The organism is Actinoallomurus soli, assembly GCF_024055715.1.
GTDB lineage: Bacteria > Actinomycetota > Actinomycetes > Streptosporangiales > Streptosporangiaceae > Actinoallomurus > Actinoallomurus soli.
Genome location: NZ_JAMXMV010000003.1, coordinates 383,867 through 404,140, shown reverse-complemented (window position 1 = coordinate 404,140; position 20,274 = coordinate 383,867). Strand labels below are relative to the sequence as shown.

The window sequence follows — 20,274 nt, the reverse complement described above, 5'->3', positions numbered from 1 at the left end:
CCACGGTGCAGGGCGAGACACGGGCTCACTATGACCGGCTGGCGGACAGCTACGACGAGAACTGGGCGTACAGCCCTGAGTTCATCGGCTGGATGACGGGATGCATCCTCGATCGGCTCGATCCCGCGCCCGGAGATCGGGTCGCCGACGTCGGATGCGGCACCGGCCTTTACGCGCGGGGGCTGGCCGAGCGGGCGGGCCGGGTGGTGTGCGTCGATCCGTCGGCGAAGATGCTGAAGCAGCTGCCCACCGGAGACTCCTACCTCCCAGTGGAGGCATCGGCGGAACAGCTTGCGTCGGGTGAGGTGCCGCTGCCGTACGACCGGTTCGACACCGTCCTGGTCAAGGAGGCCATCCACCACGTCGATGACCGCCGAGCGGTGTTGCGTGGCCTCGCCGACCTGCTGGCCGACGGCGGCCGTCTGCTGGTGGTGATGCTCCCCACGCGCATCGAGTATCCGCTGTTCGGCGAGGCCATCGCCATGTTCGAACGGCTGCAGCCGGACCCCGAGGACATCGCCGCGTACCTGCGGGACGCCGGCCTGCGGGTCGGCCTCGACTATGCGTCCTTCCCGCTGTCGTTCAGCAAGGCCCGGTACCTGACGATGGTGCGGAATCGGTACATGTCCCTGCTGTCGTGCTTCGACGACGAGCAGATCGAGGCTGGCATCGCGGAGATCGACAAGCGGTACCCCGGCGAGCGGTTGAGCTTCCCCGACCGGTTCGCCTTCGTCCGGGGGGTGCGCTCGTGAGCCCGCAACTGGATGAACGCCTGCACCGGCTGAAGACCGAACTCGACGACCATTCCCGGATCGCGACGTTCCTCGGCCTGGATTTCGAGCGTCCCATCAAGTCGCTCGGCGACGGGTACCCCGAGAACGCCATCTCGTGGGTCGGGAAGATCACCGAGCGGATCCTCAAGCAGCTCTGGCGGCACCACGACGTGCCCGGCGACCCGTCCGGCAAGTCGCTGAGCGAGCTGATCAAAGGCTGCCAGACGCACATCGCCAGCGGCGCCGTGCTGGACGCGCTCCGCGACATCCAGCGGCTGCGGAACCGCTCCGCGCACGACGGGTACGAGATCGCCGAAGAGGACGGGCTGACCGCCGTACGCCGGCTGCTGGATGTGCTCGTCTGGTTCACCAGCACCGGCAGCGTCGTGCTCACCGGAGACGTACCACGACTGACTCCGCTCGTCGCCAAGAAGGCGGAGTTCCTCGCCGGCCTCTACCTGACGCTGGACTTTCGGCCGGTCAAACGGTTCGAACTGTCTCAGCACACCGTCTACCAGCTGTTCAGCCGGGAGACCGGTCTGCGGACCGAGTACGTCGAGCTGCTGCTGACCCGGCACATCGGCGAGCTGCACCAGGTGCTGCGGAGCACCGGCGGCGAGCTGCTGCAGACGCGGCTGCCCAAGCTCACCCGGTTCCTCGTCGTGGACGAACAGGACGAGGAGGCCGAGGCGTTCGAGGACTACCGGGTCGTCACGTACGACCGGTTCATGGAGACCGTCGTCGATGTGGACGCGCACCTGGACGCGGCGGCCGAGGCGCACCCGGCGCTCGGCGCGCTGCCCGCACCGGAACGGCTGCCGATCGCGGCGGACCTGCTGACCACCGACGAGCGTTCGGGCGAGATGGCGCTCTCCCGGCTGGGCGACGCCATGGACCTGCTCGGTGACGTGGCCCTGACCGGTGGGAACGTCCTGGTCGTCGGCCGGTCGGGGAGTGGCAAGAGCACGCTGTTGAAACGGCTGGTCGCGGACGGCCGGGACGCGGACGTACGGCGTTACCGCTTCTACTTCGACATGAGCCTCAAGCGGAAGGACGAGAGCTTCAGAGACTTCGTCACTCGTACGCTCGCCGACTGCATGTCGGTCGAGACGTCCCGTGTCTTCGACGTCTTCCACTACTTCGCCCGATCCGGGTCGGTCGTGTGCGCGCTGGACGGCATTGACGAGGCCGTGCACGAGACGACCCTCACCGGGTTCCTGGACCTGTTCGCCGAGCTCGCCGAGATCCTGTCGGCCGAGTCCGCGGTCGTCATGAGCTCCCGGGTGTCGTTTTTGGAGGACTCACCCGAGGTACGCCGGCTGCTCGACGGCACCGCGCTGATGTCGGAGAAGCTCGTCCAGCACCTGCACGCTCAGGGCGTCGACCCTTTGAAGATCCCGCGGTTCTCCGCGCTGCACCTGCACGACGTCGACTTCGACGGCGACGGCACCGACGACGGCTCACCGCTGGAACTGCGGCTGTCGCGCATGCTCGGACACGAGGCACCACTGCCGGACCTGCTGTGGACCCACCTCGAACAGGCCGTCGCCGACGCCGGGATCCCCGAGCAGATCCCGCAGCTCGTCGACTACTTCGGCGGCGCGGCGCTGCAGGGCCGTACGACGTTCACGCTGATCGACGTGTGCAACGCGCTGGGGATCGGCTGCTTCGAGGGCGGCAGGATCGCCTTCGAGGCGTTCAAGCTATGGCCGCTGTTCCGGCCCGCCGGAGACGAGCGGATCGCCTTCACCCACTCCGCCTACCAGGAACTGCTCGCCGCAGAACACCTCCGGCGCGACCGCCCGGCGAGCGGGTCGACGCTGTCCGCGCAGACCCGCGCGTTCCTGCACCACCGCTCCCGGAACGACGACACCACCGACGACTGCGTGCTGCCGGCCGGGACGTACCTCGTCGGCCCGAGTCACCACCTGATGCTCCGCACCGTCGAACGGCCCGTGCGCTTCGACCGGTACGCCGTGACCGTCGGCCGCTACAAGCGGTTCCTCGCCGCCGTCGAGCGCGACGGATCGGCCGAGTGGGACCACCCCGACATGCCGCCCGACCAGACCCACCAGCCATGGCGCGAACGGCTCGCCGTCCCCGACTACTACGACGACCCCGCGTACGACGACCACCCGGCGGTCTGCATCAACTGGTGGAACGCCTACGCCTTCGCGCGCTTCGAAGGGAAACGCCTGCCGACCTCCCTGGAATGGGAGGCCGCCGCCCGCGGTGCCGACGGGCGTCTCTTCCCCTGGGGCGACGACCTCGACCTGGAGGCCGTCAACTGCGCCGACACCTGGAGCGGACGCCCGCTCGTCACGTACGAGGTCTGGAAGGAAGAACTCGACCGCGGCGGCCTGCGCGACGCCACCCGCGTGCAGGTCGACGCGAATCCGCGGAACCGCTCACCCTTCGGGATCCGGCAGATGGTGGGCAACGTCTGGGAACTCACCTCGACCGTCATCGAAGAGACCGGCGACATCGTGATGTGCGGCGGCTCGTACGACAACCCCTACCGCGCCGTCCAGACCTCGTCGAAGGGCCTGTACCGGCGCCGCGGCGCCAGCAACGTCGTCGGCTTCCGCTGTGTGGAGGACCTCGGATGACCGAACCTTCGGCCAACGCCCGGCAGCGACTCGGGCGCATCGTCGAACGCCGCCCCTTCGGCAGCGGCCAGGCCGGGCGAACAGGTGTCTACGTCGTCCGTGACGTCGACACGGGAGACGACTACACCTTCATGTACGCCGACATAGTCACCGAAGGGTTCCGGACCATCCGCACCGGAGAACGCGTGCGGTTCATCGACGACCCCGACCGGCCCAGCGAGGCCACCTACATCATCCGCCTCGACCTCCCCGAGGTAGAGGCCTACTACCGATGACCCGGCCGGCGCGCGCCGTCATCACCGCCGTCTACCAGGCGACCTTCCCCAAGACACCGGACTGGGCCGAAGGCCCGCTGCCGTTCGAGTACGGCGACGTACGCGCCGGCGCCGACGAGCGCTCCACCTACTATCCGCCGCGTACGGCCCGCCTGCTGTACGGGTCGACCGGCCGGCCCCGCCGCTGGCACAAGCTCCTCGACCTGCGGACGGGCGGCGTTGAGATCCAGGGGATGGAAGCCGTCTGCCTGCGTGAGGAGCCCGGCGCGCACGGCCTGGTCATCGTGCATCTCAAGACCGTCGATGCCCACCCGCTCGACGTCGTCCGGGCGCTCGCCCGGCGACGAGGCACACGGCTCGATGGATTCGACCCACGGGAACTCGTCGATGAACAGGCCGTCCTCGACGCGGCCGTGTCGTACACCCTCAGCTTCGTCACGCAGCGGGGCCGCTGGTTCCCTCGCCTCTACCGGCATCTGCGGTACGCGCGCTGGTCGAGCGCCGACCAATGGCTCTGGGCGTTGGCGTCGCGTACGAACGTCGCCGACCATCCGCCGGACCCTCGGCAGCTGCCGATACCGCAGAACACCGGACCCTCCGGCTTCGACTTCGTCCGGCTGTCCGCGGACTGGCGCGGCCTCGTCCTCCGCGATGGTCTGTCACTGGTGGGCTGTCGTCCCGACGAAGGACCCCGTGACCCCTTCTACAACCACGCCGAGCTGTACTTCCACAGCATCTACCTCGACGCCGTGCTCATCGGCGTTCTCCAACTGCAGGGCATCAGTGACCTCGAGGACGCCCTCGTCTCGGCACTCGACGCGCCGTTCGCCTCGGCGATGGCCGAGCTCGAACGGCGGGTGACGCTGTTCCGGCACGAACTGTGGTGGCAGCACCTGTCCACGCACGGCGTCCCCAACCAGCTGCTCGGCGCCTACCAGCGCCAGCACCGGCTCCGTGAGCGCTTCGAACAGGTGCTCACGGAGATCAGCGACTACAACCGGCTGACGAGGGACGATGAGAAACGCTACGTCAACAACGCTCTGGTCCTGTTCACCCTCGTCACCGTGCCGGCAGGCCTCGCCCTCGCGCTCCTGCAGGCCCTCGGCTCGCACAGCCCATGGATGTTCGGCATCGTTCTCGCCGCCTGCCTCGTCTTCACGGCAGCCCTGCTGACCACCCGTACGGCCCGCGTGGTTCTCCGCTCCGTACGTAAGCGGTTCAGGTAGGTTCGGGTATCCGGCCAGGTTCACCACGTGCCGCCCACGCCCTCGTGGCCGCGGCCGACCACTCAGAACTTGCGAACCCGAAAGTCAGCCGCCCGTACACATCCACTGGTCGTGGAGTTCGCGTGCCCGCTGAGTTAGTACGGGAATGAGCTGGTGGCGGCTCTGCCCGTGCGTCTTGACCCGATGGCAGTCGGGGCACAGGGCGATCATCTGGACGGGATGGTCACGGCCGCCGTCGGCCAGCTGCTCGACGTGGTCGACTTCCAGGAGCGGCTCTCCGCGATCGTTGCGGTCCGGGGCCGGCTTGGCGCATCCGGGGTTCTCGCAGCGGCCTTCGCTCCGGAGCAGGACCGCCCGGCGAGCGACGCCGATCCGGATCGGGTCGCCTGCGATCCTGGTGCGCCGCTGCCCGTGCGTGCGGGTCTCCCGGCGCGCCACCAGTTCGCACAGTCGGGCGTAGTCGGATCTGGCTGCCTCGGGGGAGCGCCCGCGCGCCGTCTCCTGGTCGGAGCTTCCACGCGGTGGTGCCTCGTCGGCGGCGACGCCTTCGTCGTAGAGCCCGACGGCGGTGAGGAGGCCGCTCTCGTCGAAGTCGTCGAAGAACCGCGCGGCGATCGCGTCGATCATGCGGACCCGCGCCGGGCCCGAGCGGCGGGCGAGCGCGTACACGAACTCTGGCAGGCCACCTTCGGGTTCCTGTTCGGCGAACCACGCCCATGCGGCGGTGCCGTGGGCTCGTGGGACGTCGGTGCGGCCGGGCAAGTCCCACAGCCCGGCATTGAACAGCGCGGCGATCGGGTAGTCCGGCCGGCCATGGCGGCTTTCGCCATCCCGGCGATAAGCCTGCAGCAGCGGGCTCAGCGCGGCAACGGTGTCGGCCCATCCCAGAAGGCGGTCCTGTCCGGCGCGGGCGCGACCGATCGCCCACAGGAGGACAACGGCCTGCTTGAGCATCGGTTTGCCGGAGGCTGAGGCGGGACGCAGGTCGCCGATGGCCGAGGCGATCTCGTCCGCGGTCTGAAAGCTGGACGAGTCGCCGTTGGGTGCGCTGGTCACTTCGAAGCCGAGGCGCCGTAGCACGGTCACGGCGTGGTCCCTGCCGCCGGAGAACTCCTTCGCCGCCAGGGGAGAGCGGCCGGGCAGGTGGCCGTGGGCGGCTCCCGCGATGGCCTTGGAGTCGTAGCGCGCTCCGTCGTGCAGGAGCCAGTACCGGCGGGAGGAGTCGAACCCGTACTTCTCCAGGAAGGCGTCACGGCCCAGCCGGTCGAACTCGGCGATCGCGGCGAGGACCGCTTCGCGCGTGATGTCGGTGAGCGCCATGATCGAACCGTACGCCCGGTATGCGACAGATGGGGCGTAGGCGGGAGCCGCATGAGGCGGCCCGCGCGCGCTCTGCTCGGTGTTCGCCGGGCAGGCCGTCGCCGTTGGCGGCGATGCGTTCGGCGATCTCGTCACCGGAAGGGCAGGGCTTCGTCCTCGACGACCAGCACACGCATGCTCTCGATGCCAGGAGCGGGCGCATATCGTCGGCGTATCGAAAATCGCATACGCGCTCGCAACACCACGCTGCCTTGACTAGCGGTATGGCTCGAACCCGAGGATGCCGCAGTGACCGGTAGTGAGCGAGAACAGGCCATCGCGCAGGCGGACACCGCGGAGACCGGGCAGGGGGGCACCGGCCGCTCGGATACCGGCTCCCGCATCTGGCGCGCGGGCATCCGCCGGGCGATCCGCGTCGGCTGCCGGCCGGGGCCCTGGAAGCGTGGCCTGATCCTCGCGGCGCTGGCGCTGCTCCTCGGCCTGGTCATGCTGCTGCACGCGCAGATCCCGAACCGGATCGGGAACCTCGGCAGCCTGGTGGAGACCTTCCTGCCGTGGTTCGGCCTGTTCGTCCCGGTGCTGCTGGCCGGGGCGCTCTGGCGCCGCTCCGCCTCCGCGGTGGCCGCGCTGCTGCTGCCGGTCACGGTGTGGCCGGCCCTCTTCGGCGGGCTGCTCAGCGACAAGTCCCACCACCCGGGCGGCGACCTCACCGTGGTCAGCCACAACGTCAGCGCCGGCAACCCCGACCCGGCCGGAACCGCCAGGGACCTGATCGCGTCCGGGGCGGACGTCGTAGCGCTGGAGGAGCTGGCGCAACCCGACGCGCGGCTGATGGTCGACCCCACCGAACTGCGCGCCCGGCAGGCCACGATCACGTACGCGAAGATGCTGGGGGAGGCGTACCCGTACCACACGATGCAAGGCAACGTCGGGCTGTGGAGCAGGCTGCCGTTGTCGGACACCCGGCCGCTCGACATCGGTGGCGACCCGACGATGAACGAGACCCGGGCGCTGCGCGCCACGGTGACCACGGACCAGGGGCCGCTGGCCGTGTACGTGGCTCATCTGGGGTCCGTACGGGTGATGCCCAGGCGGGGCTTCTGGACGAGTGAGCGGAACGCCGGTGCGCATGCGCTCGCCAAGGCCATCGCTGCCGAGCAGAACAAGCGGGTGGTGCTGCTCGGCGACCTGAACGGCACTACGGACGACCGTGCGTTCGCCGGCCTCACCTCGCGGCTGCGTTCGGCCCAGGACGTCGCCGGGGGCGGCTTCGGGTTCACCTGGCCGGCGAGCTTCCCGATGGTGCGGCTCGACCAGATCCTGGTCCGAGGTGTGCAGCCGGTACGTTCGTGGGTGCTACCGGCCACCGGCAGCGACCACCTCCCGGTGGCAGCCGGAATCAGTTGGTGAACCCGCCGAAGCACCGGCTCTGTGCCGGGCTTCGGGACTCCGAGCTCCAGGTCGGCTTCGTCCGACGGGCGCTGAAGTCGACGATCTACAGCCAACAGCGAGACGCCCCGCGGCACGTCAGCGTGGTTGCATCGTAGCGGCCAAGATTGTTTGCAGGTCATCGGCGGCGACGGCTCGCCAACCGGCATGCTTCGCGGTTTCGAAGATTCAGACGCTGCCTCCTCGATTGAAGGCGCGCCTCAACGAACACATGCGCATGTCTCGACATTTTCCCTCTTCGGTGATGCGCTACGGATGGCCGAGTAGACCGAGATCGGATGCGGAGATGGCTGCGTGCGTGCGCAATACTGGCCTCGCCTATCGGATACGGAATACCAGGAACGGCGTGCATAGTCGTCGGTGTTCATGGCTCTCGTGCCTCGGATGCGGGCATTGCCCACTGCAGCAGTTCTACATCGAACTCCACAAGGACCTCGATGAGCTCGCCGGTCCGTCGCTCTCGGATGCGTCCTTCATAGAGTTCGTAGTAAGAGAACTCGTCGACCTTCTCGGCGTCGGTCAACGCGCCCAACGCCTCACCCTTGACCGATCCCCATGGCCGTAGGTCCTCAAGCGTCTCGATACGGGGTGCCGTCATGTCCGGCCGGCGACCGAGACGCTGACCCCAGGCGTAGCCGAGCCTAGCCACGTTGACGAGATAGTCGAAATCATGAAAGGCGGGAAGGCGAAATCCGACTACCCTTGATCACATCAATCTTTCGGATTCGGGCATCTCGTCCGCGGTCAAGTCCCTCTCGTATTCTGGTGCGCCCATCATCGATATCTCGATGTCTACTTTATGATGCATCTTGGCGAGGTCCGTATGGTTCGAAGCCCTGAGAATGTCCTTAGCCTCGTCCCGCGTCGCATGGAGGCGATCGAGAACCTCCTGGACCTGATCCGAGTAGGGCATGAAGGCCAGAACATAAAGCTGGAACTCTCTGAGTCCGAATGCATCCATGAAGATGGGCACTTCAGTATAAGCGTACGGTTCCGGCCGGGATCGTTTTCATTGGTCTCCAGGGGCTGATGTGCGTGTCACCCGGTGCCCTGAACGCGCTGATCGCCCTTGGGGGTGGTCGATAGCCAGCAGAGTCCGCCGGAGGGTTTCCAATCAGTACTTTCGCAGGCGGCGACGATGCGTTCGATGGTCTTCGTCGTCGAGGTCGCCCAAGGCTCGAATCCGCTCTCGCCGAGGTCGCCGACGAGCACAAGCTCTTCGGACAGCAGGAACTCGAGGGCTTCGATCGCTAGCCTCTTGAAGTCGGATCCTGAATTCGACGCCGACTCTCTGGCGTACCAAATGAGACTGTCCAGCGGAACCCAGTCGTCTGCTCCTTCGCGCAGGACTTCGTCGGCTATCTCATGAGCTTCAGTCATCGACGTGTACCTTCAATGGCCTTGAATCGGTTGGGAAGATGTCTATTGTCTCGCCACCTGACTTGGATGCCGTGCGCCACTGGACGACGGTACCATCACTCAGCCGGTACACCTCTGGGATCTTAGGCCCTCGGGCGGGCATCTGTTCTCCGCCCCGTGTCATCGTGTCGAATAGATTGCGCAACTCGGTGGGATTGTCGACTACTTTGACGCTTCCTGGTTGCCTTCCGGCTTTAAGAGAATCGAAGATGGAACGCCAACCGGTCGCCGTCCCCTCTGTCGCCGCCATGCCGTCTTCGAGGGCGGGCTCGAGCTCTTCCTCGACCTCGGTCTCGATCAGGGTGATGGTCGGGATGGTGCTTAATGCGATGGTGAGGGCGCCGATGATGTCGCCGGACAGCAGGGACAGCATCATGGCGGTGACCGAGCTGACCAGTTCATGGGCGGTGGGCGAGAGGACCGCGGTGACCTCGGCGGCGTCCGCGACGCCGGCCGGGGCGTCGGATCCGCCGCCGGTGGGCGCGGTGAGGATGAGGCCACCCGCGGTGGTGAGCGCGACGCCGATCCCGGCGCCCACCAGTTCCCACTTCATCTTGGTGCGGGCGCCGCGGACCTTCCCGGCGTACTGCTCGCACGCGTCGGCCATGGCGGAGCAGGCGTCTTCGAGTTTGCCGAGCACGCCACCGCCGCCTGGGGTCCAGATCTTGCCGTAGTAGTCGTACATCGCGTCGATGTCCGGACCGCTGCTGGTGTCGGTGATCGTGCCGATCGTCCAGTTCAGCCAGTCACCGATCGAGTGGATCTCCTTGGCCGCCGCTCTCCAGACCCCGGCCGCGGCCTTCAGCCGGGCGACCGAGGCGTTGGGCCACAGCTTCGCCAGCGGTCCGGGCAGCCCCGACCCGCCCCGGCCCATGGCCGGGGCCGGCACGGCCATCGACATGCTCGGGTACACCCGCGCGAACGGCAGTTTCACCGCGGCGCCGCCCGGCCGGTCCGCACGCGAATGATGGTCGGCCTTCAGATGGTTGTTGGCCATCTGGGTCAGTCCTTTGGACGTGCCGCCCAGGTGGATGATCCCGGCGCCGAAGCCCTTCCAGCTCGTCTTGAGCGCCGCATCGTACTTTCCGGCGAACGCCTTGGCCGGTTCGCCCGTCCCGGCCATGCCCGCGTTGGCGTCCAGCCCGGACCGCAGCCGCATCCAGGCATCGGCCAGGTGTTGCTGGCCGGTCGCGAAGTTCTCCGCCGCGTGCTGCACCGACTCGGGTGTGATGTCGACGCGGGCAGCGATCCCCGGCGGTAACGGCGTCGGCCGACCTTCCACCAACCGGGCGAACTTCGGTGGCGAAGCCGGCACGGCACCGGAAGGGGGCGCCGGCGGTCGCGGAGGCGTCATGCGCCGCGCCACATCCGTACATTCGCCGACAGCGACCGGCCGTAGTTGCGGTGCGCGACTCCGATCACTTTCTTCAGCCCGTCCAGCCGGTGGGCCATGTCATCGGCCGCCGCCCGCCATGCTTCGCGGCTGTGCTCGTACGCGAGCCGGGCGTCCCCGTCCCAAGAGTCCAGATCGGACGACAGGTCGCGCTCCAGATCGGCCAGCGTCTTCCGCAGGGACTTCAGAACTTCCGCGAAGGCCCGCTCGCCCGCGGCCAAGGCCGCCAGCTCGGCGCGGATCCGGTCGCTCATCCACCTCACCCCGCCGAAAAGCGACATATCCCGCCCAGAACGTACAAGCCCTGACTCGGCATGTCGATGGCCGTGCAGCCCGTCACTCCGGCGTCGGGCGAGGCGATGAGCAGCCCCGCCGGCGGAACGCCGGCCGAGCCGTCCCGGCCACGCGACCTGCAGGTCCGCTCGGCAGAACGCCTTGACCTATGCCATACCGAACCGCCAACCTGTAGCGCGCCGGTCCGGTCACGGGTACACCGCGCTGTCTGGGAAGGTAAACAGGTGCTCAAGGGCTTCAAGGACTTCATCTCTCGCGGCAACGTCATCGAGCTGGCCGTCGCCGTGGTGATCGGCACGGCGTTCACGGCGATCGTCACGTCGGTCACCAAAGGCGTCATCCAGCCGGTCATCAACGCGCTCGGCGGCGCTCACGCGGCGCAGGGACTGGGCTTTCACGTCTGGCCCAGCAACCCGTCGACGTTCGTCGACCTCGGCTCGGTGATCAACGCCGCCATCAACTTCCTCATCGTGGCCGCGGTGCTCTACTTCCTGTTCATGCTGCCGATGAACCAGCTGCGGGAACGGCGCAAGCGCGGCGAGGAGCCCGGCCCGGCGGATCCCCCGGACGTCGAGCTGCTCCGGGAGATCCGGGATCTGCTCAAGCAGCAGCGCCTTGACGCCACGGACCACGGAGGGCCCTCCACCCCTCCGCGCAGCACCCTGCCCCCGCGCTGACACCGTCAGCGCCGAGCGTTCGGCCCGGTGACCGTGCGGCCGGGCGACGCGCCGGCGCGGCACGCCGCTCGGCCGCGCGTGCGAACCGCGGGTCACCGTGCCCTCCACCGCGTACGGACTGCGGGAGATGCGTCGCCTGCGGTTGAGCCGAGGAGCGTGCCCGGCGGCCCGGCGACGGGCGCCGACGAACTCCTCGGTGAGGTACCCGATGCCGCTTGCCCTCTGACGTCCGCCGAGCCCGTCCTGTACTGGCGGCGGACCTTCCCCGGCCGTCCCGACCAGGCCCGCGCCGTACGGCGGTTCGTCGCCACCCTGCCGCCGCTCCGGTCACGGCGGGTCGTTCACGGTGGGCGTTCGCCACGCCGCGGGATGCACGGCCGTCTCGGTCGCCGACGAGGGCCGCCCGGCCGCGCCGGTCGTCACCGACGCCGGCGATCTCGACGAATCCGGGCGCGGCCTGCGGACGATCGCGATCCTCGCCGACAGCTGGGGCCGGCACGGCGATCACACCGGCCGTACGGTCACGGTGATCTTCGCTCCGGCTGGTCGCCTCAGGACTTCGCGGTCAGAAGGTCCCGGCGCCGATTCCTGGTAGAGCGGGCCACCCGGCGGACCTCATGGGTGCACCCGTGGGGGTGGAGGCGGGGGTTGAGGCAGGTGTCGCGCTCGTACTCGTCCGCCTCCCAGCTCTCCGTCACATACTGGGGGGCGGTTAGGGAGCCGGTGGACTCCTGCTCGGTGGCGGCCGAGCTGAGGAGGCTCGCGAGCCCGTCGCCGAGACCGGAAATGTCTTTATGGCCGGGTTTTTGCTCGAGGCGGTTAAGGGCGAGGACGGCTCCCCCCAGCACAACCGTCGCGCCAACGACGGCACCCACTTTGCCAGTGGCTCCGAGGCCGTTCCATCGGTCAGCGATGCGCTGACGGATGGACCTGTCGCTGCCTTCTGGTGTCGGGGCGGAAGGGTCAGGATCACCATTAGCAGGGCGGGGTGTCTCGTCCGGTTCTGCCATCTGACAAGTCGTCCTCTCTGCTCGCGGAATCGGCAGTCTAGATGCTGGTCAACCTCGTGCGGCCCGGAATCGTCGGACCCGGCTCCGCCGGCGACTACCAGCCAGCGGAGCGACTCCCGGCATGGCTCGGAGACCAAGCCGGGTCGTGCACCCGTAGCCGGCGCGCCAGCCCCTATGCCGCCGCGGTCCGGGTCGCCAACGCTTCATCGCGGAGCGTCAGCGCTGTACCACTGATCGCGTCGACTCAGTGTTCGCCGGGAGTAGCGCTCTGTCGCGGCCCAGCTCGCGAGCATGCGCAGGGCGTCCTCGGAGGTGGAGCCGGCTTCGGCGGTGTAGGCCAGGAGCGTGAGGCCCGGGTCCGAGCCGAGGTCCAGGGCCTCGAAGGACAGGGTGAGATCGCCGACGACGGCGTGGTGCAGCTTCTTCGTGCCGGTGCGATGGAACCGGACGTCGTGCGCCGCCCACCGGGACCGGAAGTCCTCGCTGCGCGTCGAGAGTTCGCCGATGAGGTCGGACAGGTCACGGTCGTACGGGTTGCCGCCGGCGGCGGAGCGCAGGATCGCGACGGTGTCGTCGGCGGCCGTCTCCCAGTCCGCGTAGAAGTCCGTGCTGCGGGGATCGAGGAAGGCGAACCGCGCGAGGTTGGCCGGACGGCCGGACTCGCTGAAGGCGCCGGCGTACAGCGCGCGTCCGAGCCGGTTGGCCGCCAGGATGTCCATCCGGTCGTTCAGGATTCCGGCTGCGGCCTCCGTCATCGCGTCCAGCAGCTGCTGGAGGGCCGGACGGACACCCCGCGGGGTCGCGCGGCGCCGCCTGGCGGGGGTGGTGTTCGCGGCGCGCGCGAGGTCCCGTAGGTGTGCGTGCTCCGCCTCGTCGAGCCGCAGGACACGTGCGATCGAGTCCAGTACGTGCTCCGACACGCCCCGGAGGCGGCCGCGTTCGAGACGGTTGTAGTAGTCGACGCTCACGCCGGCCAGCAGGGCGACCTCTTCGCGGCGGAGTCCCGGCACACGGCGTATCCCGCCGTAGGCCGGAAGACCGGCGTCGTCCGGGGTGATCCTGGCGCGACGGGAGGTCAGGAAGTCGCGTACTTCGTTCTCCAGGCCCATGAATCGAGGTTAGATCAGCCGCGACCGCGTCCGGGAGGTACTGGCAGTACACCCGAACGTGGCCGCTGCGGCCCCCGCGCCGCGCAGGGGGCGCGCCCTGAAGGCGAGCCCTCCGCGCGGCGCGGCGGACGTGGACGGGGGCGCCGGTCACGCCTCCGGGATCGGCCAGTTGCCGGTCTCCAGCGTGACGGCCGCCGGATCGGGGCCGTTGCGAACGCCCTTGTCGAGCGCGTCGAGCGCCGCCAGTTCCTCGCCGCTGAGCTTGAGGTCGAAGACGTCGAAGTTCTCGGCGATGCGTGCGGGCTTGATCGACTTCGGGATCACCGAGCGCCCCTGCTGCAGGTGCCAGGCGAGCATCACTTGAGCGGCGGTCCTGCCGTGCGTTTCGGCGATGCCGAGGATCACCGGCTCGGCGAGCGTGCTGGTGCGGTTCTCGGCGGACCAGCCGAGCGGGTCCGGGTAGAAGGTGACACCGCCGATGGGCGACCACGCCTGCGTCAGGATGCCGTGTTTGGCGTGCGCCTGCCGCACGTCGTGCTGGCCGAAGTACGGGTGCAGTTCGACCTGGTTGACGGCGGGCACGATCTCGGTGCGTTCGAGGAGTGCCTCGATGTGGTCGGCGGTGAAGTTGGAGACGCCGATCGAGCGCACCCTGCCGTCGGCGAGGAGCTTCTCCAGCGCCCGGTAGGAGGCGATGGTCCGGTCGAAGGCCGAGGGCAGCGGCTGGTGCAGGATCAGCAGGTCGATCCGGTCGACACCCAGCTTCCCCGCGCTCTTGTCGAACGCGTGGAGGGTCTTCTCGTAGCCGTAGTCGGTGATCCAGACCTTCGTCTCGATGAAGACCTCGGACCGGTCGACGCCCGAACGACGAATGCCCTCCCCGACCTCGCGCTCGTTGAAGTAGACGGCCGCGGTGTCGATGTGGCGGTAACCGGTGGCGAGCGCGGCCTCCACGGCCGCGGTGGTCTCCTCCGACGCGCTCTGGTACACGCCCAACCCGAGCGCCGGCATCGTGACACCGTTGTTCAGGGTGAGCAGAGGTGCAGCGGACATGACGATCCTTCTCTCATTCCGGGATCGGGCCCCAGGGGAGTGGCGGAGCCCGCACCTCCATTGGGCACCCCGTCTCGCACGCTGCGGAAGGTCGTGCTCATCCAGGTACTGCGAGTCCACCCCACGGCCGCGTCGATGACCGGTCGGACGGTCCTGGCCGGCGATCTGACCCGCGAACGCCGCGAGCCGCGGCCGATCGACGGACTCGCAGCAGTGCACCTGCGGTCGCCGCCTGAGCAGGTCGGCCGGCGGTGGCCGCACCCACGTCCGTGCTTGCTAGCCTCGGAAGTGGACGGCCCCTGACATGCCGCGGCCGGCCCCGGACGAGCACGTCGTACCCGGCAGGACAAGACGACGTAGTCACTAGTCAGTCTTCTCCCCGGAGGTACGTCGTCGTGGCGTGGATCGTTCTCGTCGTCTCGGGTCTCATGGAGACCGTCTGGGCCGCCGCCCTGTCGTCCTCGCACGGCCTCAGCCGCGTACGCCCGAGCGCGCTGTTCGTTGTCGCGCTGATCGCCAGCATGGCCGGCCTGTCGTACGCCCTCCGCGACATCCCGATCGGCACCGGTTACGCGGTGTGGGTGGGGATCGGGGCCGTCGGCACGGCCGTGTACGGGATGGCCGTCCTCGGTGAGCCGGCCACCGCCGCCCGCCTGGTCTGCCTCGCACTGATCATCGGTGGTGTCGTGGGGCTCAAGTTCCTGCACTGACGCGCCTCTCCGCGAGCGTCCGCACGGCCTCTTCGTCGATCTTGCTGAGCCAAGACGGGGACGAAGATGATCTTGAACCTGTAACGTCGGTCGCGCCGTTCGGCGCGTGCCGGCACCACGTTGCCCGGTCAGGTGGCGCTGCCACCTGCGCAGACACTCCCATCGAGGATGAGGAAGGCACCGTTGAAACGACGTTCCAGGTCAATGATGGTCACGGCGGCCACCGTGTTCGCCTGCGCCGTTGCGACCCAGCCCGCGTTCGCGGACGGCTCCGACCCTGCCAGTGTGGTGCGGGTATCGGGCACCAGCGCGCTGCCGGCGGGTTGCGGGCAGCCCGAGGGCGACGGCTACGTGCTGAACCCGAACACCGAGGTCCAGCCCATGGTCGCGCGGGACCCGAAGCGGCCGTGGCATCTCGTCACCATCTACCAGCAGGACCGCTGGAACCGGTACGGCAGCAACGGAGCCGTCGCCGCCGTGTCCGACGACTACGGCGCGACGTGGCATCCGTCGGCGAGCCGGCCCGCGTTCTCCCGGTGCAACGGCGGCACCGCGGCGAACGGCGGGGACTACGACGTCACGACGGACCACTGGGTCACGATGACGCCGTCCGGTGCGGCGGTGGCCGCGTCGTTCTCGCTGTCGCGTACCGGTGAGGTGACGGCGATCCTGGTGTCGCGGTCCGGTGACGGCGGCAAGCACTGGGACGCCCCGGCGACCCTGCAGCGGGACGACGATCCCGAGTTCTTCAACGACCGCCCGTCGATCACCGCCGACCCGTACCACCCGGGCGTGGTCTACGCGGTGTGGGACCGGGTCGACACCCGGTCGGACGGGAGCTGGGTCCAGCCGGTCTACCTGGCGAAGTCGACCGACGATGGGCGCAGCTGGAGCACGAAGAAGGCGTACGACGTCCCCACCAACAGCGGCGCCATCGGCACCGAGCTCGTACCCATGGCGGACGGGACGCTGCTGATCGGCATGCACGACGAGACCGACACCACCGCCGCCACCCAGGTCATCCGCTCGACCGACGGCGGCGCCACCTGGTCGGCGCCGACGCTGAACGTCGCGGCACCCTTCACCGTGGGTACCAAGATCCCGGACCCCGACGACTCGGGTGACCCGGTGCGCAACGCGACACTGCCGCTGCTGGCGGCCCAGCCGAACAGCACGGTCGTGAACGCGGTCTGGCAGAGCCAGGACGCCGACGGCACCTTCCACGTCGCGTACGCGCGGTCCACGGACGACGGGAAGACCTGGTCGAGCCCGGTTCGCGTGGACAGGACGCCCACCGGTTCGGCCGCGGTACCGGCGGTCGCCGTGTCGCCCGGCGGCACCGTGGCGGTCACGTACTACGACTTCCGGAACAACACCTCCGCCGCCGGCCTGCCCACCGACTTCTGGGCCGTGACCTGCGCGAAGGACTGCACGAGCTCCGGATCGTGGCGCGAGCAGCACATCGAGGGCTCGTTCGACGCGCGGAAGGTGCCGTCGACGAGCTCGGGCCGGATGCTCGGCGACTATACCGGCCTGGTCTCGACCGGCTCGGCCTTCGTGGCCGTGTACGGCGCGGCCACCGGCGACACCGCCAACCCGGTGGACGTCCACAGCGCGACCTTTTACAACTGACCGGCCGGTGCGGGCCGCCGGAGCCGAAGACGCCGGCGGCCCGCACCTCGCGCCGACCCGATCACCGGTGGTGTCGAGGGGTTTGCGGGAAGGCCCGGCCCAGGGGCTCAGAGGATCACCGCACCGTCTGAATTAGCATTTTCTGTGGGGGCAGTCGTCGGGGACGGGCAGGACTCCGTGAGCACTGCGAAGATCGATTTTGGAGCGATGTTCGCCGTCGCTCCGACTCCTTATGCGGTGCTGGACCCCCACCTGGTGATCGCGGACGTCAATCAGGCATTTCTCGACGTGACGGAGCGGACCCGTGATGAGCTGATCGGGAAGGACCTGTTCTCGGTCTTCCCGGCCGATCCCGCGGGCCCCTCCGGTGGCGGGAAGCGCAGGCTGGAGGACTCGCTGCGCTGGGTGGCGACGTCGCGCCGGCCCGACACGATGGCGCCGATCCGGTACGACGTCGCGGTGCCGGGGCGGTCCGGGGAATTCGAGGAGCGCTGGTGGTCGTCGACCATCACCCCCGTGGCCGGCCCGGACGGCACGTTGGCGTGGTTCCTGATGCGGACCGTGGACGTCACGGCGTTCGTCGACTTCTGCGACACCGGCGACCGGCCGTCGCACGAGAACCTGAGCGGGCGGGAGCAGGCGCTGGCCGCCGAGCTGTTCGACCATGCGCTGGAGCTGCAGCGGCTGAACGACGAGCTGCGCCGGTCGTACGCCCGCGAACGCCAGGTCGCCCTCGCCATCCAGGACCGTATGCTGCACACCCCGGACCTGGCCCGGCACCCGGAGATCGCGGTGCGGTACGAGCCGGCGACCGAGTCGCTGCACGTCTGCGGTGACTGGTACGACGTGGCGGACCTGACCGACGGAGTCTTCTCCATGGCGGTCGGCGACGTCGTCGGCCACGGGCTGGAGGCCGCCGCCATCATGGGCACGCTGCGGTTCGTCCTGAGCGGCGCCGTCCGGAACACCCACAGCCCCGCGCAGGCGCTGCAGTCGCTGGACCAGTACGCCGGTTCCGTGGAAGGGGCGCTGGGCGCGACCGCCGTCAAGGCTGTGATCCATCCTCGCAGCCGCCTCATCGCCTACAGCAGCGCCGGTCATCCGCCGCCGGTGCTCGCGCATGCCGGCGGCGGCCACGAACTGCTCGATCGGGCGACCGACCCGCCGCTGGGCGTTCGCCCCGAAGTCGTCCCCCGGCCCCAGGCCACCCTGCAGTACCGCACGGGGGACACCCTCGTGCTCTACACCGACGGGCTCATCGAACGCCGCGGTGAGGACATCGACATCGGGCTGGCCCGGCTGACCGCCACCCTCGCCGAGTACCGGGAACTGCCGCCGCAGGAGCTGGCCGACGCCCTCCTGGACCGGCTCCGCTGCGGTGCCTCCGACGATGTCGCCCTGGTGGTCGTCCGCCTCTGATGAACCGGCCGGAGAGCGGTCCGCCGATCAGGGGATGATGTCGGCGGCGATCGTGATGGTCGAGGTCCGGCAGGTGGACATCCGGCCGGTGAGGTTCGCCTGGGCGGCCGAGTTACTGGCACAGCGCCAGCCGTGAACGGTCGCGACGCCCGCGCTGCCCTGCTTCGGAGTGTCCCGCCGGTAGTAGGTGCGGAAGACGGTGACGGCCGCGGCGCAGTCGACGTGTCCCTTGAGTACGCCGATCACGGCTGCGGGGCCGTTGCCGGGCGGCTGAACGGTGCCGCAGGTCTTACCCGGTCCGGCCGGTGCCGGCGTGCGGGCGGTCCGCGAAGCAGAGGCGTGGTGCGACTTCGTGGGCGCCGGGCTCGGGGCGGAACTGTCCGTCGTCGGGGTGGCCGTGGCGCCGGGCGCCGGCGAGGTGGCCGCGGACGACGGCGATGCCGACGGGGCGGCGGCCCCGCCGTCGTCCCGGCAGGCGCTCAGGGCCAGCAGAACGAGCGGGAGACAGATGACGGCCCCACGATGCATGCGAGAACTCCGGAGACAGACTTCAAGATCCACATAGTCTCCCAGGCGCGCGCTCTGTCCCGTTCCGTCCTGCCCGAGCGCGAGCCGACCGCCGAACGTTCGACGCGGTGACGCTCGGGCACGGTGCTCGCCGGACGGCGGCGTGGCACGGCCTGACGTGCGAGTTCCCGTTCCGGGCGTCCTCGTCCGCCTACCGAATGCGACGACCCGTGTGCCTCGTGTGAGCTGAGAAGCACTCCGGCGGTACGCCGCCGATCCTCCACCCCACGAGGTGTGCATGCTTCTCCCGCAACCGGAACCGGCCGTCGCCGCGCCGGTCATGTACTGGCGGGCGGTGTTCCCCGGCACCCCCGACCAGGCCCACACCGTACGGGCGTTCGTCACCGCGCTGCTGCCCGAACGGCCGCGGCTCGACGAGATCCTCCTGGCCGTCGGTGAACTCGTCGCGAACGCCTTGAGGCACACCCGCTCCGGGCAGGGCGGCTCGTTCACCGTCGACGTCTACCACGCGGCCGGCCGTACGGAGATCTCCGTGACCGACCAGGGCGGCCCGGCCGAACCGGTGGTCGCCGACGCGGACGACCTCGCCGAGTGCGGGCGCGGCCTGCGTACGGTCGCGCTCCTCGCCGACGGCTGGGGCTGGCACGGCGACGACCAGGGCCGTACGGTCACCGCCGTCTTCACCGCGGAACCGCCCGCGACGGCCGGCCTCCCCGCCCCCGAGTCCGGGTCCCAGGCGACCGCCGGGGGGAGGTGAAACCATGGAATACCAGCTCAACGGCGTGTCATGGCGCAAGACGGCACGGTGCGGCGGCTACACGGGCGAGGACGGCGAGGCATGCGTGCTCGTCGCCGTCGTCGAGACGGGCCGGCCGTGAGCGACGGATGGCGGCCCTGGGTTCCGCCCCGGGCCGCGTCCGCGAGAGGAGGCGCCGTGCATTTCCACGCGTACGGCTACCGGGGGCCCGGCGAGGCCGTCCGGCCCTACGACACCGTACGGTCGCCGGGCGGGAGCGGGTTCGAGACCTCGCCCGTCCCACCCGAGCGGACCTCCGCCTGGCTCGCCAAGCCCGCTCGGTTCATCAGGGGCACCTGGGACGACCCGGCCGACGCGGTCGCCTGGCTGGAACGGCAGCACGCCGAGATCGAGCCGCTGATCGCCCACCCCGAGCTGCGACGGCACGCGCCGACCGTACGGGCGATGGCCGCGACCGCCCTCGACACCCTCCGCCGGGGCAACGACGTGGTCTGGGCCTGGTGGCTCACCGGCGGCAACTTCGTTGATCTGGCCGTGATCTGCTGCCCCAACCGTGACCTCAAGGCGCGCTGCCCGCTCGACCGACGATGATGCGGGGCATCGCGCGGTGGAAGCGGCGTT

21 protein-coding genes and 1 riboswitch are annotated in these 20,274 nt (G+C 69.4%); of the genes, 12 read left to right on the top strand and 9 right to left on the bottom strand.

The genetic code is table 11. From position 1 onward, the window contains the following. The first annotated feature begins 5 nt into the window (after window positions 1-5). Genes NDW01_RS11000 through NDW01_RS10985 form a run of 4 tightly spaced genes read left to right on the top strand, consistent with a single transcriptional unit; the run spans window position 6 to window position 4,883 of the window. Window positions 6-752 (top strand): class I SAM-dependent methyltransferase, encoded by a 747-nt coding sequence (locus tag NDW01_RS11000; RefSeq protein ID WP_252819469.1) that lies wholly within the window; start codon window positions 6-8, stop codon window positions 750-752. Then, the gene (locus NDW01_RS10995; protein ID WP_252819468.1) at window positions 749-3,382 is read left to right on the top strand and encodes an SUMF1/EgtB/PvdO family nonheme iron enzyme; all 2,634 of its coding nucleotides are present in this window, start codon (window positions 749-751) and stop codon (window positions 3,380-3,382) included. Before NDW01_RS11000 ends, NDW01_RS10995 begins: the two co-directional genes overlap by 4 nt. Continuing rightward, a complete protein-coding gene (locus NDW01_RS10990) occupies window positions 3,379-3,657 on the top strand; it encodes a hypothetical protein (RefSeq protein WP_252819466.1) in 279 nt (92 codons plus the stop codon). Before NDW01_RS10995 ends, NDW01_RS10990 begins: the two co-directional genes overlap by 4 nt. Then, entirely contained in the window at window positions 3,654-4,883 is a 1,230-nt protein-coding gene (locus NDW01_RS10985) for a hypothetical protein (protein ID WP_252819464.1), read from the top strand. Before NDW01_RS10990 ends, NDW01_RS10985 begins: the two co-directional genes overlap by 4 nt. A gap of 84 nt (window positions 4,884-4,967) precedes the next feature. On the opposite strand, the gene NDW01_RS10980 is transcribed toward NDW01_RS10985, so the two are convergent. Then, complete coding sequence (locus NDW01_RS10980) at window positions 4,968-6,203, bottom strand: HNH endonuclease signature motif containing protein (protein ID WP_252819462.1); 1,236 nt, start codon at window positions 6,201-6,203, stop codon at window positions 4,968-4,970. A gap of 396 nt (window positions 6,204-6,599) precedes the next feature. Here NDW01_RS10980 and NDW01_RS10975 point away from each other — a divergent pair, with 396 nt between their 5' ends. Next, window positions 6,600-7,613: an endonuclease/exonuclease/phosphatase family protein gene (locus NDW01_RS10975; protein WP_406567716.1), complete on the top strand. Its 1,014-nt coding sequence runs from the start codon at window positions 6,600-6,602 to the stop codon at window positions 7,611-7,613. A gap of 403 nt (window positions 7,614-8,016) precedes the next feature. On the opposite strand, the gene NDW01_RS10970 is transcribed toward NDW01_RS10975, so the two are convergent. The 5 genes from NDW01_RS10970 to NDW01_RS10950 form a co-directional block, all read right to left on the bottom strand. Then, entirely contained in the window at window positions 8,017-8,301 is a 285-nt protein-coding gene (locus tag NDW01_RS10970) for a hypothetical protein (RefSeq protein ID WP_252819458.1), read from the bottom strand. Between the two features lie 57 nt (window positions 8,302-8,358). Continuing rightward, window positions 8,359-8,625, bottom strand: a complete 267-nt coding sequence (locus NDW01_RS10965; protein ID WP_252819455.1) for a hypothetical protein — start codon at window positions 8,623-8,625, stop codon at window positions 8,359-8,361. 65 nt (window positions 8,626-8,690) lie between these two features. After that, window positions 8,691-9,032 (bottom strand): hypothetical protein, encoded by a 342-nt coding sequence (locus NDW01_RS10960; RefSeq protein ID WP_252819453.1) that lies wholly within the window; start codon window positions 9,030-9,032, stop codon window positions 8,691-8,693. Further along, window positions 9,025-10,353, bottom strand: a complete 1,329-nt coding sequence (locus NDW01_RS10955; RefSeq protein ID WP_454923413.1) for a WXG100-like domain-containing protein — start codon at window positions 10,351-10,353, stop codon at window positions 9,025-9,027. Before NDW01_RS10955 ends, NDW01_RS10960 begins: the two co-directional genes overlap by 8 nt. 68 nt (window positions 10,354-10,421) lie before the next feature. Next, a complete protein-coding gene (locus tag NDW01_RS10950) occupies window positions 10,422-10,718 on the bottom strand; it encodes a WXG100 family type VII secretion target (RefSeq protein WP_252819449.1) in 297 nt (98 codons plus the stop codon). A gap of 264 nt (window positions 10,719-10,982) precedes the next feature. Between NDW01_RS10950 and mscL the strand changes: the two genes are divergently transcribed. Both mscL and NDW01_RS10940 read left to right on the top strand, forming a co-directional pair. Continuing rightward, a complete protein-coding gene (gene mscL, locus NDW01_RS10945) occupies window positions 10,983-11,435 on the top strand; it encodes a large-conductance mechanosensitive channel protein MscL (protein WP_252819448.1) in 453 nt (150 codons plus the stop codon). A gap of 346 nt (window positions 11,436-11,781) precedes the next feature. Further along, window positions 11,782-12,030 (top strand): ATP-binding protein, encoded by a 249-nt coding sequence (locus tag NDW01_RS10940; protein WP_252819445.1) that lies wholly within the window; start codon window positions 11,782-11,784, stop codon window positions 12,028-12,030. A 618-nt stretch (window positions 12,031-12,648) separates the two neighbouring features. On the opposite strand, the gene NDW01_RS10935 is transcribed toward NDW01_RS10940, so the two are convergent. Together NDW01_RS10935 and NDW01_RS10930 are read right to left on the bottom strand one after the other, a co-directional pair. Then, a complete protein-coding gene (locus NDW01_RS10935; RefSeq protein WP_252819443.1) occupies window positions 12,649-13,554 on the bottom strand; it encodes a helix-turn-helix transcriptional regulator in 906 nt (301 codons plus the stop codon). A gap of 147 nt (window positions 13,555-13,701) precedes the next feature. Next, a complete protein-coding gene (locus NDW01_RS10930) occupies window positions 13,702-14,607 on the bottom strand; it encodes an aldo/keto reductase (protein WP_252819441.1) in 906 nt (301 codons plus the stop codon). A gap of 301 nt (window positions 14,608-14,908) precedes the next feature. Further along, window positions 14,909-14,968: riboswitch (guanidine-III (ykkC-III) riboswitch) on the top strand. 34 nt (window positions 14,969-15,002) lie between these two features. On the opposite strand from NDW01_RS10930, the gene NDW01_RS10925 reads away from it, so the two are divergent. The 3 genes from NDW01_RS10925 (at window position 15,003) to NDW01_RS10915 (ending at window position 18,368) form a co-directional block, all read left to right on the top strand. Further along, complete coding sequence (locus NDW01_RS10925) at window positions 15,003-15,317, top strand: DMT family transporter (RefSeq protein WP_252819439.1); 315 nt, start codon at window positions 15,003-15,005, stop codon at window positions 15,315-15,317. Window positions 15,318-15,521: 204 nt separating this feature from the next. Continuing rightward, on the top strand, window positions 15,522-16,949 hold the full coding sequence (locus NDW01_RS10920) for a sialidase family protein (RefSeq protein ID WP_252819437.1): 1,428 nt from the start codon (window positions 15,522-15,524) through the stop codon (window positions 16,947-16,949). A 177-nt stretch (window positions 16,950-17,126) separates the two neighbouring features. Then, entirely contained in the window at window positions 17,127-18,368 is a 1,242-nt protein-coding gene (locus tag NDW01_RS10915) for a PP2C family protein-serine/threonine phosphatase (protein ID WP_252819435.1), read from the top strand. 27 nt (window positions 18,369-18,395) lie between these two features. On the opposite strand, the gene NDW01_RS10910 is transcribed toward NDW01_RS10915, so the two are convergent. Next, a complete protein-coding gene (locus NDW01_RS10910) occupies window positions 18,396-18,896 on the bottom strand; it encodes a hypothetical protein (protein WP_252819433.1) in 501 nt (166 codons plus the stop codon). 277 nt (window positions 18,897-19,173) lie between these two features. Here NDW01_RS10910 and NDW01_RS10905 point away from each other — a divergent pair, with 277 nt between their 5' ends. After that, window positions 19,174-19,653 carry an ATP-binding protein gene (locus NDW01_RS10905; protein ID WP_252819431.1) on the top strand — a complete coding sequence of 160 codons (480 nt, stop codon included), beginning with the start codon at window positions 19,174-19,176 and terminating at the stop codon, window positions 19,651-19,653. A 177-nt stretch (window positions 19,654-19,830) separates the two neighbouring features. Beyond that, window positions 19,831-20,244, top strand: a complete 414-nt coding sequence (locus NDW01_RS10900; protein ID WP_252819429.1) for a hypothetical protein — start codon at window positions 19,831-19,833, stop codon at window positions 20,242-20,244. Window positions 20,245-20,274 lie beyond the last annotated feature (30 nt).